We start from the raw sequence: 15271 nt of genomic DNA, 5'->3' as shown, positions 1-15271 counted from the left end.
CCCCCGCCGACCGGGGTACGGGCCGTGGTCCCGGGGCGGGCGGCTACTCGCCGTCCTCCAGCCAGCCGAAGCTCTTCTCCACGGCCTTGCGCCAGTTCGCGTACTCCCTGTCGCGCACCGGCGCCTCCATGGCCGGCGTCCACTCGACGTCCTTCTGCCAGTGCGACTTGAGCTCGTCGAGGTCGTTCCACACGCCCGTCGCGAGGCCGGCCGCGTAGGCGGCGCCCAGGCAGGTCGTCTCGGAGACCCGGGGCCGGATCACCGGCACCCCGAGGACGTCGGCCTGGTGCTGCATCAGGAGGTTGTTCTTCGTCATGCCGCCGTCCACCTTCAGGGTCGTGATCTGCACCCCGGAGTCCTGGTACATGGCGTCCACGACCTCCCGCGTCTGCCAGCTGGTCGCCTCCAGGACCGCGCGGGCGAGATGCGCCTTCGTGACGTACCGGGTGAGGCCGGTGACGACCCCGCGCGCGTCCGAGCGCCAATAGGGCGCGTACAGGCCGGAGAAGGCGGGCACGATGTAGGCGCCGCCGTTGTCGTCGACGCTCGCGGCCAGGGTCTCGATCTCGTCGGCGGTACGGATGATGCCGAGCTGGTCCCGGAACCACTGGACGAGCGCCCCCGTGATGGCGATCGACCCCTCCAGGCAGTACACCGGCGCCTCGTCGCCGATCTTGTAGCCCATGGTCGTCAGCAGCCCGTTCTTGGACGGCACCGGCCGGTCACCGGTGTTGAGCAGCAGGAAGCTGCCCGTCCCGTAGGTGTTCTTCGCCGTGCCGACGTCGTAGCAGGCCTGCCCGAAGACGGCCGCCTGCTGATCGCCCAGCGCGGACGCCACCGGCACCCCGGCGAGCTGGCCGACGGCGGTGCCGTACACCTCGGCGGAGGACCTGATCTCGGGCAGGACCCCGTCGGGGACGTTCATCGCGGACAGGATGGAGGCGTCCCACTGGAGGGTCTCCAGGTTCATCAGCATGGTCCGCCCGGCGTTGGTCACGTCGGTGACGTGCCGGCCGCCGTCGATGCCGCCGGTGAGGTTCCAGATCAACCAGGAGTCGATGGTCCCGAAGGCGATCTCCCCGCGCTCGGCCCGGTCCCGGAGCCCGGGCACGTTGTCCAGCAGCCAGGCCGCCTTGGGACCGGAGAAGTAGCTGGCCAGGGGCAGTCCGGTCTGGTCGCGGAACCGGTCCTGGCCGTCGCTGCCGCCGAGTTCGCCGCACAGGGCGGCGGTGCGGGTGTCCTGCCAGACGATCGCGTTGTGCACGGGCTTGCCGGTGGCGCGGTCCCACAGGACCGTCGTCTCGCGCTGGTTGGTGATGCCGAGCGCGCTCAGCTGGTCGGCGCGCAGTCCCGCGTTGGCGAGCGCCCCGGCGACCACGGCCTGCACCTTGGACCAGATCTCGGTGGCGTCGTGCTCCACCCAGCCCGGCTTGGGAAAGATCTGGCGGTGCTCGCGCTGGTCGACGGAGACGATCGCGCCACCGTGGTCGAAGATGATGCAGCGGCTCGACGTGGTGCCCTGGTCGATTGCGGCGACGTACCTATCGGCGGTGTCCGTCATGGCTACCCCTTGGTCGCTGGGTCGGAAGGCTGCGTGGGATCGGAAGGCCGCGTTTGAGGAGGCGGGGTGTCAGAAGGCCGCGTTGTAGATGAGGCCCGCGAGCGCCCCGCCCACCAGGGGGCCGACGACCGGGATCCAGGCATAACTCCAGTCGGAGGTGCCCTTGTTGGGGATCGGCAGGAAGGTGTGGACGATCCGGGGGCCGAGGTCGCGCGTCGGGTTGATGGCATAGCCCGTGGGCCCGCCCAGGGACAGCCCGATGCCGACGACGAGCAGCGAGACGATCAGCACGGTGGTGCCGGACTCGCCGAGCCCCTTGGTCAGCCCGAACGCGAGGATCGGCAGGACCAGCGCGACCGTCGCGATGATCTCGGTGATGAGGTTGGCGACCGGGTTCCGGATCTCCGGGATGGTGGAGAAGATGCCGAGCGTCGGCGTCGGCTCCTCCCCGGTGTCCTCGTCGGCCACGTTGGCCTGGAACTGGGCCAGGTAGACGAGGTACGTCAGTACGGCGCCGAGGATCGCGCCGACGAACTGACCGAGGAGATAGACCCAGACCTTGCCCCACTCACCGGTGTCCACGGCGATGCCGATGGTGACGGCGGGGTTGAGCTGGCCGCCGGAGAGGGGAGCGGCGGTGTAGGCGCCGGCCAGGACGCCGAATCCCCAGCCGAACGCGATCACCACCCAGCCCGCCGCTCTCGCCTTGGAGTGTCTGAGGGTGACGGCGGCGCAGACGCCCGCGCCGAACAGGATCAGGATGGCGGTGCCGATGACTTCGCCGACGAATATGTCTCCGTTGCTCATGGCGGCTCCTAGGGCGCTGGCCGGAGGATCGACCCCGGCGCATTGAGCAGGAACGGTTCCCTTGGCGACGTCAGCCGAAGGCAGGGAAGGTCCCGCGCCCCGCCCGGCGTCAGTGACGAGCGTGCCGTAACAGCCGAATCGCCCATGGGGGAGCGGGCCTCAGGACAGGAGCGCCCCATGGCGCGGTGCCTGATTACGCGGAGAATGTACGGCGATGTCGACCGACACCGGAAGTTTTCACCGGCACTCAGGGAGCGTCAAGGTCGCCGACGGCAACGATGACAGGCAACTCGCCCGGAGCCGGCTTTCACGGCTCCACCGTCGCGTAGCCGGCCTGGGCCGGATAAGCGCCCGAGCCGCGCCGGATCTCGTGCCCGGGCAGTCCCGCCCGCCCCAGCACCCAACTCGCCCCGGGCAGCGCCTTGGCGGCCTTCTTGAGCGGCGTGAGACACGCGGCCGCCTCCCGGTGGTCGGCCACGCTGCCCGGCCCGCACACGACGGTGGCCAGGGAAAGCGTGACGGGACGGCCGCCGGCGGACCAGGGCGCGTCGAGCACGCCGGTCACCAGCCGGTCCAGCCCTTCCTCGTCGGCGAGCACCAGGAAGTCGTCCCCGCCGATGTGCCCCACGCGCGCGTGCCCGGTCACGGCCTGCTGCAGTGTCTGTCCCACCGCACGGATCAGCTCGTCCCCCGCGGCGAACCCGGCGCCGTCGTTCACCTGTTTGAAGTGGTCGATGTCCAGCCAGCTCAGGGCGAAGACCCGGCCCTCCGCGATCCACCGGTCCGCCTCGCCCGTGATCGCGTCCGAACCGGGCAGCCGGGTCAGCGGATTGAGCCCGGCCGCCTCCTCGACGCGGTTCTCGGCGAGGGCGCGTACCAGGTCGGCGAGGCGTACGACGCCCACGCAGCGCCCGAGTCGGTCGACCACCGCCACGTCGTCCGACGTGCGGTCCCGGTCGCCGACGGCGACCACGTCCAGGACCTCCCAGGCGGTCGCGTCGACGCCGACCGTGCGCGGTGCGTCGCCGAGCTTGAAGGCCGGGCGGTCGGCGTACAGGGCGTGTCCGTAGCGGCCGGACATCGACAGCAGGAAGCGGGAGCGGTGCACCGAGCGGACCGGGGCGCCCGTCTGGTCCACCAGGAGGACGCCGGAGACGTCCGGGGAGCCGGTCAGCAGGGCTCGCACCTGCAGCGCGGACGCGGCGACCGGCAGCAGGGCGGCGGGCCGGATGAACTCCCGCACCGACGGCCCGGAGCGCGGCGGCGGCGCGGCGGCGGCCGAACGCGGCGGAACGTACACGTCCGCCACCGGGATCCGGGCCGGCGGCGCGAACAGCTCGCCCTGGGCCAGCTGGGCCCCGGCCGACAGCGCGGCCGTGTACTGGAGTTCGGTCTCCACCCCTTCGACGGCCAGCAGGGCGCCCAGTTCCTCGCACAGGGTCCGCATCGCCCGCACCGCGGCCGGTCGGCCGAGCAGTGAGGCGTCCAGCTTGACCAGGTCGGGGGAGAGGTCGGTGAGCAGCCGCAGGGGTACGTCCCCGTCGCCGATGCCGTCCGCGCTGATCCGGAAGCCCTGGCCGCGCAGCGTCGCCACGGACTCCAGCAGGGCCCGGTGCGGCACGTGTGTGTACGGCGGCACGATGTCCAGGGTCACCTCCCAGGGCATCCGTCCGGCTTCGCGGATGGCCCCGGGCAGCGGGCCGATGCCGCCCAGGTCGGCGAGCGTGGCCGCGAACACGTTGATGTGCAGCGGCAGCAGCGTCTCCTGGCGGGCCGCCGAACGGAGGGCCAACACGGCCAGCCTGCCGTCGAGTTCGGGGTTGCGGCGGGCTTCGGCGAGGATGTCACCGGTCTCGGGGCGGGCGAGGATCTCCAGTGCGGTGATCCCGCCGGTCGTCAGATTGACCACCGGCTGGAAGGCGAAACGGAGAGCATCCGTCCAGGAGCGCACGGGAGCATGATGACGCCATCGGCCGACGCCCAGGGGCAGTTCATAAGACGTTCACGCACCATTTCGAGGTGATCACACACGGTGTGCGACCCCTGCTGTCACATCTGTCCCGTCAGCGCACCGCTATCACGGACGAGCCGTGTCCGAACAGCCCCTGATTGGCCGTGATCCCCACGCGCGCGTGCGCCACCTGGCGGTCGCCCGCAGCGCCCCTCAACTGCCAGGTCAGCTCACAGACCTGGGCGATCGCCTGGGCCGGTACCGCCTCCCCGAAGGAGGCGAGCCCGCCACTGGCGTTGACGGGTATCCGGCCGCCCAGGGCCGTCGCCCCCTCGCGCAGCAGCTTGGCCGCTTCGCCCTCGGCGCACAGGCCCAGATCCTCGTACCACTGCAATTCCAGTGCGGTGGACAGGTCGTACACCTCCGCCAGGGAGAGCTCCTCGGGGCCGATGCCCGCCTCCTCGTAGGCGGCCCGCGCGATCGACGCACGGAAGGGCTCCACCGGGGGCTCGACCGCGGCCGCGGAGTCGGTGGCGATGTCCGGGAGGTCCAGCACCGTGTTCGGATAGCGCGGTGTGACCGTGGACACCGCGCGGATCCGCACCGGCCGGGCCGCACCGTGCCGGTGCGCGAACTCCAGGCTGGACAGCACCAGCGCGGCCCCGCCGTCGGAGGTCGCGCAGATGTCCAGCAGCCGCAGCGGATCGGCGACCACCTGGGAGGCGGCGACCTGCTCGGCGGTGACCCGATCGCGGTACCGGGCGTACGGATTGAGCGCGCCCAGGGCCGCGTTCTTCACCTTGACCAGCGCGAAGTCCTCCGGGGTGTCCCCGAACAGCGCCATCCGCCGACGAGCGTACAGCCCGAAGTACGTGGGATTGGTGGCGCCCAGCAGTCGGAAGCGCAGCCAGTCGGGATCGTCGGGGCGGTCTCCTCCGGCGGGCCGGAAGAAACCCTTGGGCGCCGCGTCCGCGCCCACCACGAGCACCACGTCAGCGAGCCCCGCCAGGATCTGCGCCCGCGCCGCGGCGACCGCCTGCGCCCCGGACGCGCACGCCGCGTACACGCTCGCGACACGCGCCCCCTGCCAGCCCAGCGCCTTGGCGAAGGTCGCGCCCGCGACATAGCCGGGATACCCGCCACGCACCGTGTCCGCGCCCACGACCGAGCCGATGTCCCGCCACCGGAGTCCCGCGTCCGCGAGGGCCGCGCGGGCCGCCGCCGTCCCGTACTCGACGAAGCCGCGCCCCCACTTGCCCCAGGGGTGCATGCCCACGCCGAGCACCGCCACGTCCGCCGTCATGCCGTCACCCCCGTCGGCCTCCAGTGCCAGGTCGTCCATGTCGTCGCCGGGTCCTCGCCCAGCACTCCGGGGACGACCTCGACCTCCATGCCCACCGCCAGATCGGTGACGGTGATCCCGGGAACCGCCTGTCCCAGCACCACGATCCGCTCGGACTCCAGCTCCACAGCGATCAACGCGTACGGTTCCCACGGAAGTTCCGGATCGCTCACATAGGGTGACGGCGGTCGGTACCGGCTGTCGGTGTACGACCAGATCCGCCCGCGGCGGGAGAGCGCGACCTCCGCCAGGTCGCCGCCCGCGCACCCGGGATTACGGCAGTGGGCGTCCTCGCGCGGGAAGAAGACCGAGGCGCAGGCCGCGCAACGGGTACCCAGGAGCCGGAACCCGTCCCCCTCGCCCGTGAACCAGCCCTTGACCGCAGGCGTGCGTGTACGCGACAAAGCTCCTCCAGGGCAAGGGATCTGACGGAACGTCAGAAGTGTGTCACGAGTCGCCGCGATTGGGCAGGGCGTACCCCCGGGTCGCATTCCATCGCCCGGTCTCCGCCGTCGACGTCGGTGCACTTCCGGAACGAGGCGTTCCTCTGACCGTAAGACGTCGCTCTCGTGATCGGATAAAGTCCGCGCGTGTCCGAAAATCAGCACCCAATTGCCAACTCCGCTCCGGGCTCGCACTGTTCGAGCTGCGGAGCGTCCTACGGAGCGGGAGTCTCCGGCTGGCCGCGCACCTGCCCGGCCTGCGGCCACGTCGCCTACCGCAACCCGCTGCCGGTGGCGATCGCCCTCCAGCCCGTGTACGACACGAAGGGCACCGCCCTGGTCGTCATCACCCGGACGATCGCCCCCGCCCGCGGAGGCACGGCGCTGCCCGGCGGCTACGTCGACTACCGCGAGGACTGGCGGCACGCCGTCGTGCGTGAACTCAAGGAGGAGACCGGCATCGACGTGGCCGCGCGGGACGTACGGCTCGTCGACGCCATGAGCTCACCCGACGGGCACCTGCTGCTGTTCGGACTCCTCCCGGAACGCCCGGCCGAAGGGCTCCCGACGTCCGGCGCGACGGACGAGACGGAGGGATGGCACCTGCTGCGCAGGCCCGAGGAACTCGCCTTCCCGCTGCACAGCGTGGCCGTACGCGCGTGGTTCGAGGGCCGCTACTGAGCCCTCCGGCTCACCCCAGCCCCCGGACGCGCACCGGATACGGCGGTTCGCCCACGCCGTCGTCCCCCTCCCGTCTCACCACCACCCGCCGGCCCTCCCAGCGGGCGACGTAACGCTCGATCTCCGGCTCGTCCCAGCCGTCGCCCGCGTCCGGCACGAACAGCCCGCCCCCGGTCCGTCCCCGGGCGGGCGCCCACACCTCCAGCCGCACACCGCCGTCCTCGTCCCGCACGGGAAGGACGGCACCCGCGCGCGCGAGCACCGGGATCCGCGACAGCGGAGCGTCCACGAGCACCTGCCCCGGCCCCTCGTACGCCTGCTCCGTCAGCGTGTCGTACCAGCGTCCCCGGGGCAGCTGCACCGCCCGCCGGTCGGCGCCCGGATCCAGCACCGGAGCCACCAGCAGACCGTCGCCCAGCAGGAACGCGTCCTCGCAGTCACGCAGCGCCCGGTCCTCCGGCGCACCCCACCACAGCGGCCGCACATAGGGCGCGCCGGTCCGCCGGGCCAGGTGGGCCAGCGTCACGAAGTACGGCAGCAGGCGCCGCCGTTCCAGGAGCGCCACGCGCGCGTGCTCCAGCACCTCGGCCCCGAACTCCCACGGCTCCCTGCGCCCCGCCCGCATGCTCGCGTGCGTACGGAACAGCGGCAGGTAGGCGCCCAGCTGGAACCAGCGCAGAAACAGCTCCGGCGACGGGCTCCCGTCGAAACCGCCCACGTCCGGGCCGGAGTACGGCACCCCGCACAGCCCGAGCCCCAGGACCAGCGACAGGGAGGCGCGCAGTCCAGGCCAGCCGGTGGCGACGTCACCGGAGCAGGTGCCCCCGTAACGCTGCATGCCGGCCCAGCCGGCCCGGGAGAACAGGAACGGCCGCTCCTTGGGCGCCAGTTCGCGCAACCCCTCGTAGGCCGCCCGCGCCATGCAGAGCGCATAGACGTTGTGCGCCTCCCGGTGGTCGCCGCCGCGTCCCTCCAGGGCGTGGCGTGACGAGCGTGGCAGCGTGGACTCCCCGAAGGCGTTGAAGGACGTCGGCTCGTTCATGTCGTGCCAGAACCCGGCGAAGCCCTGCGCGAGCCGCTCCTCGTACAGTCCGCCCCACCACTTGCGCACGCGCGCGTGCGTGAAGTCGGGATAGACCGCCTCGCCGGGCCACACCACGCCCTCCACCAACCGCCCCGACGGATCCCGCACAAAGGCGTCGATCCCCGTCCCGCTGTCATGGACCGCGTTGCCCGACGCGGCCTTCACCGCCGGGTCGATGATCGACACCAGCCGGATCCCGTCCCGCCGCAGCTCCTCCGCCAGCGTCGGCAGCTTCGGGAAGTGCTCGTGGTTGACGGTGAAAACCTGATGGGCGTCGTAGTGGTCGATGTCCAGATGGACGGCGTCCAGTGGCAGACCCCGCTCCTGGTAACCGCCGACGATCCGCCGGACCTCCTGCTCGCTGCCGAAACCCCAGCGCGCGTGGTGATGGCCCAGCGCCCAGGCCGGCGGCAGCGCGGGCGCGCCGGTGAGCGAGGCCCAGGTGTGCAGCACGCGCGCGGGCGTGCCCGCCATCACCCAGCAGCGCAGCGGACCGCCGTCCATCCGCAGCTCGCTCCGCCCGGTCCTGTCATGGCCGGATCCGGCACCCTCCTCGCCCTCCCGGAGGGTCACCGTGCCGTCCCAGGAGGTGTCGTGGAACACCAGGTGCGCGGCCGCGTCCGCCACCACCAGCTGCACCGGCATGGTGACGTACAGCGGATCGGTACCGGGCCCGAAGGCACGGCCGGGGTCGGTGTTCCACAGCCGGTACGTGCCGTCGCGCAGCCGTGGCCCCGAGGCACGCCCGCCCAGACCGAAGAACCGCGCGTCCGCGGCGACCTCGGACCGCTGCACCCAGCGTGCCGGGCCGCCGTCCACCGGCTCCCACCAACGGGGCGGCAGATCCCGCCGCAGCATCACGCCACCTGGCGTGCACACCTCCACCGCGCCGTGCCGCGAGACGCTGACCTTCACCCGCTCCGCCACGACCCGCCAGCCGCCGTCCGTGTCCGGTTCGAGGACCGCCCGCGGGTCAGGCTCGGGACAGCGCCCCGCGAGCGCGTACGACGGCTCCGGACCGGCCCCGTCCCAGCCCCAGAAGACCGCCCCGTTCACGGCGACCGTGATCCGCAGCTCGGACCGGCTGAAGCGGATCACCCCGCCGCCCGGCCCCGGCACCGCCTCCTGCACCGGCCCCGGCACCCGGGCGCGCTCGGCCCCCCGCGCGGGCAGCCCGGCGGCGTCGATCCGCCTCCTGCGCCATGCCGCCCGTACGGTACGCAACCCCTGAGCCGCCTTCCTCGAACCGACCACTCTCACCGAACGCACCAGGTCACGACCGTCCATACTGCTCACCCTGCCACTCGCCGCTCCACACCCGCGTGCCGTTCAACTTCCGTTCACCCGTGCCGGGACCACATCTTCACGACACGGACTATGTGGAGCGCACCCTGGTGTAGAAGTCGATCACATGGCATCGTCCCTGTCAGCCGCGTACGCGCACACCCCAGCTCGTGCGCGTACGACGCACACCAGCGCAGAAGTCCGGGAGCCGCCCCATGCCGACCGCGAACCCCCAGCCGCTCTGGCAACCCGATCCGCAACGGATCGCCCAGGCGCACATCACCAGGTTCCAGTCCTGGGCGGCGGAACACCACGGCGCCCCGGCCGAGGGCGGGTACCGGGCCCTGCACCGCTGGTCCGTCGACCGTCTGGACACGTTCTGGAAGGCCGTCACGGAGTGGTTCGACGTCCGGTTCTCGACGCCCTACGCGCGCGTGCTCGGCGACCGCGCGATGCCCGGCGCCGAGTGGTTCCCCGGCGCGACGCTGAACTACGCCGAGCACGCCCTGCGCGCCGCCGCCACCCGCGCGGACGAACCCGCGCTCCTGTATGTCGACGAGACCCACGAACCGCTTCCGGTCACCTGGTCCGAACTGCGCCGCCAGTTGGGCTCCCTGGCCGCCGAGCTCCGCACTCTCGGCGTCCGCCCGGGAGACCGCGTCAGCGGCTACCTCCCGAACATCCCCCAGGCCGTGGCCGCCCTTCTGGCCACCGCCGCCGTGGGCGCCGTCTGGACCTCCTGCGCCCCGGACTTCGGCGCCCGCAGCGTCCTGGACCGCTTCCAGCAGGTAGAACCCGTCGTCCTGTTCACCGTCGACGGCTACCGCTACGGGGGCAAGGAACACGACCGCCGCGAGACCGTCGCCGAACTCCGGCGCGAACTGCCCACCCTGCGCGCCGTCGTCCACATCCCACTGCTCGGTACGGCCGCCCCCGAAGGCGCCCTGGAGTGGTCGGCCCTGACCGCCGCCGACACCGAGCCCGCATTCGAACAGGTCCCGTTCGGCCACCCCCTCTGGGTGCTCTACTCCTCCGGCACAACCGGCCTGCCCAAGGCCATCGTCCAGTCCCAGGGCGGCATCCTGGTCGAACACCTCAAGCAGCTCGGCCTGCACTGCGACCTGGGGCCCGAAGACCGCTTCTTCTGGTACACCTCGACCGGCTGGATGATGTGGAACTTCCTCGTCTCCGGCCTCCTCACGGGCACCACGATCGTCCTGTACGACGGCAGCCCCGGCTTCCCCGACACCGGCGCCCAGTGGCGGGTCGCCGAACGCACCGGAGCCACCCTCTACGGCACCTCCGCCGCCTATGTGATGGCCTGCCGCAAGGCCGGTGTGCACCCCGCCCGCGACTTCGACCTCTCCAAGGTGGGGTGCGTCGCCACCACCGGCTCGCCACTGCCCCCCGACGGCTTCCGCTGGCTGCACGACGAGGTCCGCGACGACCTCTGGATCGCCTCCGTCAGCGGCGGCACCGACGTGTGCTCCTGCTTCGCCGGCGCCGTCCCCACCCTCCCGGTTTATACCGGCGAACTCCAGGCACCCGGCCTCGGAACCGATCTCCAGGCCTGGGACCCCAGCGGGAACCCCGTCATCGACGAGGTCGGTGAGCTCGTCGTCACCAACCCCATGCCCTCGATGCCGATCCACTTCTGGAACGACCCCGACGGCAGCCGCTACCACGACAGCTACTTCGACATGTATCCCGGCGTCTGGCGGCACGGCGACTGGATCACCGTCACCTCCCGTGGCTCGGTGATCATCCACGGCCGCTCCGACTCCACGCTCAACCGCCAGGGCGTACGGATGGGCTCGGCCGACATCTACGAGGTCGTCGAGCGACTGCCCGAGATCAGGGAATCCCTCGTCATCGGCGTCGAACAGCCCGATGGCGGCTACTGGATGCCCCTGTTCGTCCACCTGGCCCCGGGCGCCGTCCTCGACGAAGCCCTCCTGAACCGCGTCAAGCAGGCCATCCGCGAACAGCTCTCGCCGCGCCACGTCCCCGACGAGATCATCGAGGTCCCCGGCGTCCCGCACACCCTCACCGGCAAGCGCATCGAGGTCCCGGTCAAGCGCCTCCTCCAGGGTGCGCCCCTGGATAAGGCCGTCAACCCCGGCTCCATCGACAACCTCGACCTGCTGAGCTTCTACGAGGACCTGGCCCGCAAGCGCGCCTGATCCTCCCAGCGGGAGTGCTCACCCGCCGTAGGTGGCCTCGGACTCGCCCAGCACGGCGGCGAAGTCCGAGGCCGGCCGCACCGCGTCGGCCGGCTCCAGCCCGGCGGTCGAGATCCGCACCTCGGAGTCCACGGGCTCGCGCAGGCCGCCCAGCACAGCATCGGCCCACTCGCCGTCACCGCCGCCATCGCCACCGGTCCGCTCGGCTGGACAGCATCGGCGCCTCCATCGCCCTGACCTGCGGAATTCAGCATTACCTCGTCCGTGACCGGCTTCCGCGACCAGCATTGTCAGTGGTGTTGGTTACGGTGAGTGAGCAATGATCGCCTGCTCACAGGGGGAAACATGGCGCACACCGACCACCGGGCCATGCGACGCGTCCTGCGCCGCGAGATCGCAGGCACCATCGGCCTGCTGACCGACGAACACGACTTCCGCGCCATGCGGCGCTACCGCACCTTCCCCTTCCACGACCATCCCACCTACCTAAACCAGATCGAAGCCCTCCTCAGGACCCGCGCGGCCGAAGGCACCCACACCACGCTCGCCCTCTTCGACCCCGAGGAATACGCCGAGTTCTGCACGGACACCGGACTCGACCCCGACAACCCCGCGACCCGCACCCGCTTCACCGCGGAACTCGCGGCCACCGGCGCCACCGTCCCCTACGACGGCCGACCCCTCACCGACCTCGTCCCCGCCCTCGTCGACGAAGCGGTACGCCAGGCCACCTGGGAGTACGCCAGCACCCTCCTGGCCCGCCTCGGCCCCTGCCCCACCTGCGGCGAGGACATCGGGCGCGCCGCCTTCGCCCGCGCCTCCCACCTCCTCACCCGCATCCTCGACGCCGCCCCACCGGGCGACCGGCACCTCGTGTGCAGCGTCTCCGGACCACCCGAAACGCTGGTCACCGTCCTCCACGTCGAGCAGGACAGCGAGGGCACCACCCGCCTCGACGAAGCCGAAGCCCTCGAATTCACCAGCGTCCTCGCCCTCGGCCTCGCCACCCGCAGCCCCGGCGGACTCGTCATGCGCACCAGCGCCCCCGGCACCGCCGACCGCGTATGCGGCTGGCGCCTGCGCGGCGACCGCCTCGCACCCCTCACCGCGGCCGAGGTCTTCGACGCCTACTGCACCGACGTCGAATCCGGCGACCTCATCTCCCCGGAATCCGACGTCGACTACTGCGCACCACCGGACCTCGGCGACCAGGAGACGACACCGGGCCACCACCACTGAGACGCAGCGGGGGCGGCCCACCCGCAGGTGGGGCGCCCCCGGAAGGACAGCCGATCAGGGCTCGCGCCCGGCTACTCGCCGGACAGCACCGCCTGAGCCGCCGCGCGGGCCTCATCCGCGCTGTCGGCGGCACGCGCGGCCAAGGCGGCCCGCTCGCACTGGGCCAGTGTGTACTTGGCCAGCGTCGCCCGGACGTAGGGAATCGACGCCGCACCCATGGAGAGGGAGGTGACACCCAGACCGGTCAGGACACACGCCAGCAGCGGATCGGAGGCGGCCTCGCCGCAGACACCACAGCTCTTGCCCTCGGCCGTCGCCGCCTCGGCGGACAGCGCGACCAGGTCGAGCAGCGCGGGCTGCCACGGGTCCTGCAGCCGGGACACCGCACCGACCTGACGGTCCGCGGCGAACGTGTACTGCGCCAGGTCGTTCGTGCCCAGGGACAGGAACTCGACCTCCTGGAGGATCGAACGCGCCCGCAGCGCGGCCGACGGAATCTCCACCATGGCGCCGAACTTGGCCCGCAGCCCCGCCGCACGGCAGGCGTCCGCGAACGCCTTGGCGTCGGTACGATCCGCCACCATGGGCGCCATGACCTCAAGGTAGACGGGCAGTCCCTCGGCCGCCTTCGCCAGCGCGGTCAGCTGGGTGCGCAGCACGTCGGGGTGGTCGAGCAGCGTCCGCAGACCGCGCACGCCCAGCGCCGGGTTCGGCTCGTCCGCCGGAGTCAGGAAGTCCAGAGGCTTGTCCGCACCCGCGTCCAGCACCCGCACGACGACCCGGCCCTCCGGGAACGCCTCGAGCACCTGACGGTAGGCCTCGACCTGCTTCTCCTCGGACGGCGCGTTCTTGCTGTCGTCGAGGAACAGGAACTCGGTACGGAACAGACCCACACCCTCGGCACCGGCCGCCACGGCCGCCGGGACATCCGCCGGTCCGCCCACGTTGGCCAGCAGCGGCACCTTGTGCCCGTCCGCGGTGACACCCGGACCGGTCGAGGCGGTCAGCGCGGCCTTGCGTTCGGCCGCCGCGGCCTCCAACTCGGCCTTCTTCTCCGCGCTCGGGTTCACGAAGATGTCGCCGGTGCTGCCGTCGACGGCGATGACTGTGCCCTCGACGAGCTCACCGGCGCCCGGCAGCGCGACCACGGCCGGCACCCCCAGCGCCCGCGCCAGGATCGCGCTGTGACTCGTCGGCCCGCCCTCCTCGGTCACGAAACCGAGCACCAGGGTCGGGTCCAGAAGAGCGGTGTCCGCGGGCGCCAGATCCCGCGCGACCAGCACGTACGGCTCGTCGCTGTCCGGGACACCCGGCATCGGAACCCCCAGCAGGCGGGCGACGATACGATTCCGCACGTCGTCCAGGTCGGCCACGCGGCCGGCCAGGTACTCGCCGGCTCCGGCCAGCAGCTCGCGGTACGCGGCGAACGCGTCGTACACGGCACGCTCGGCGGTGCTGCCGACGGCGATCCGGCGCTCCACGTCGGCCATGAGTTCCGGGTCCTGGGCCATCATGGCCTGCGCCTCGAGCACCGCCTGGGCCTCACCGCCGGCCAGGTTGCCCCGCGCCATCAGGTCGGCGGCGACGGCCTCCACGGCCTGCCGGGCACGCCCCGGCTCCCGCTCCGCCTCTTCCGCCGGGATCTGCTTGGCAGGCGGCTCCAGCACCGCCGTTCCCATGTGCCGAACCTCGCCGATCGCCACACCGTGGCTCACGCCGACGCCTCGCAGCGTTGTCTCCATCTCACCCGTCTCCGATAGTGCGGCGGGTCCCGCCGCCGCGGTGGTTGTCGTGGTCGCCGTCCTCTCCGCCATACGACGGGACGGCGTCGGGGTCGTCAGTTCCAGACGAAGAGGCTGTCCCCGGCCTTCACGTCACCGTCGTCACGGACCTCGGACAGGGAGTCGGCCGTGGCCTCCAGGGCCACGACAGGGCACACCGGAGACTTGCCGGCGGCCTCGACCTCGGCCGGGTTCCAGCGGATGACGCCCTGGCCGCGGGTCACGGTGTCGCCCTTGTTGACGAGAAGCTCGAAGCCCTGGCCGTTGAGCTGCACCGTGTCGATACCGAGATGGGTGAGCACCCCGTGGCCGCTCTCGTCGACGACGACGAACGCGTGCGGGTGCAGGGAGACGATGACGCCGTCAACGGGCGCCACGACCTCGGAAGGCTCGCGCGCGGGGTCGATAGCTGTGCCCGGGCCGACCATGGCCCCGGAGAAGACCGGATCCGGCACGGCGGCCAGTCCAATAGCGCGTCCTGCCAGAGGGGACGTCACGGTGGTCATGGGAAGCCTCCCGGAGATGGAGCTGCTTACGGGCCGTCACTGCCTGTTCCGGACGGCACTGAGCAGCAGCGTATGTCATATGAAGTGGCGGTTCCGCATGGAAGCTACCAGGTAGTGGTCTAGACCACCAGCCTAATGGATTTGCACGGGCTCCGAGGCTCCGTGTACAGTCGTACTCCTGCTTGAGGCCGAGCGGCGCTAAAAGGCGTCCTCACTCAGCGGCACCCAAATTTGTCAGATCCTAACTCGGGATCATCTTCCGCATGTCTGCGGGAAGGTGGTCAGAGGGCCGGAAAAACACTGATAGAGTTTGGAACACCGAAGGGAAGCCCGGAGGAAAGCCCGAGAGGGTGAGTACAAAGGAAGCGACCGTTCCTTGAGAACTCAACAGCGTGCCAAAAGTCAACGC

The 15271-nt window shown here is 71.5% G+C and carries 11 protein-coding genes; 3 read left to right on the top strand and 8 right to left on the bottom strand.

Translation table 11 applies throughout. From position 1 onward, the window contains the following. Positions 1-43: 43 nt before the first annotated feature. From glpK to ACZ4N4_RS42970, 5 genes are all read right to left on the bottom strand, one after another. Entirely contained in the window at positions 44-1561 is a 1518-nt protein-coding gene (glpK, locus tag ACZ4N4_RS42990) for a glycerol kinase GlpK (RefSeq protein ID WP_467599513.1), read from the bottom strand. Between the two features lie 69 nt (positions 1562-1630). Then, positions 1631-2368, bottom strand: coding sequence for an MIP/aquaporin family protein (locus tag ACZ4N4_RS42985; RefSeq protein ID WP_453576609.1), 738 nt, complete (start codon positions 2366-2368; stop codon positions 1631-1633). Between the two features lie 307 nt (positions 2369-2675). Continuing rightward, positions 2676-4319, bottom strand: coding sequence for an EAL domain-containing protein (locus tag ACZ4N4_RS42980; RefSeq protein WP_467599510.1), 1644 nt, complete (start codon positions 4317-4319; stop codon positions 2676-2678). Between the two features lie 112 nt (positions 4320-4431). Then, positions 4432-5622, bottom strand: coding sequence for a lipid-transfer protein (locus ACZ4N4_RS42975; RefSeq protein ID WP_467599680.1), 1191 nt, complete (start codon positions 5620-5622; stop codon positions 4432-4434). Beyond that, positions 5619-6065 (bottom strand): Zn-ribbon domain-containing OB-fold protein, encoded by a 447-nt coding sequence (locus tag ACZ4N4_RS42970; RefSeq protein ID WP_467599507.1) that lies wholly within the window; start codon positions 6063-6065, stop codon positions 5619-5621. Before ACZ4N4_RS42970 ends, ACZ4N4_RS42975 begins: the two co-directional genes overlap by 4 nt. Positions 6066-6251: 186 nt before the next feature. Here ACZ4N4_RS42970 and ACZ4N4_RS42965 point away from each other — a divergent pair, with 186 nt between their 5' ends. Further along, entirely contained in the window at positions 6252-6785 is a 534-nt protein-coding gene (locus ACZ4N4_RS42965) for an NUDIX domain-containing protein (RefSeq protein ID WP_453576616.1), read from the top strand. A gap of 10 nt (positions 6786-6795) precedes the next feature. Here ACZ4N4_RS42965 and ACZ4N4_RS42960 read toward each other — a convergent pair whose 3' ends face one another. Beyond that, a complete protein-coding gene (locus ACZ4N4_RS42960; protein WP_467599504.1) occupies positions 6796-9156 on the bottom strand; it encodes a glycoside hydrolase family 31 protein in 2361 nt (786 codons plus the stop codon). A 212-nt stretch (positions 9157-9368) separates the two neighbouring features. Here ACZ4N4_RS42960 and ACZ4N4_RS42955 point away from each other — a divergent pair, with 212 nt between their 5' ends. Then, positions 9369-11336, top strand: a complete 1968-nt coding sequence (locus ACZ4N4_RS42955) for an acetoacetate--CoA ligase (protein ID WP_467599501.1) — start codon at positions 9369-9371, stop codon at positions 11334-11336. Positions 11337-11681: 345 nt separating this feature from the next. Further along, on the top strand, positions 11682-12575 hold the full coding sequence (locus tag ACZ4N4_RS42950; RefSeq protein ID WP_467599498.1) for a hypothetical protein: 894 nt from the start codon (positions 11682-11684) through the stop codon (positions 12573-12575). 71 nt (positions 12576-12646) lie between these two features. Here the strand turns inward: ACZ4N4_RS42950 and ptsP are convergent, their stop codons facing one another. Both ptsP and ACZ4N4_RS42940 read right to left on the bottom strand, forming a co-directional pair. After that, on the bottom strand, positions 12647-14317 hold the full coding sequence (gene ptsP, locus ACZ4N4_RS42945) for a phosphoenolpyruvate--protein phosphotransferase (RefSeq protein ID WP_453576626.1): 1671 nt from the start codon (positions 14315-14317) through the stop codon (positions 12647-12649). A gap of 95 nt (positions 14318-14412) precedes the next feature. Next, positions 14413-14862 carry a PTS sugar transporter subunit IIA gene (locus ACZ4N4_RS42940; RefSeq protein ID WP_450759276.1) on the bottom strand — a complete coding sequence of 150 codons (450 nt, stop codon included), beginning with the start codon at positions 14860-14862 and terminating at the stop codon, positions 14413-14415. Positions 14863-15271 lie beyond the last annotated feature (409 nt).

It is taken from the genome of Streptomyces sp. NPDC026538, assembly GCF_055567535.1.
The sequence above is the reverse complement of the archived record's forward strand: the minus strand, read 5'-3'. Positions and strand labels throughout refer to the sequence as shown.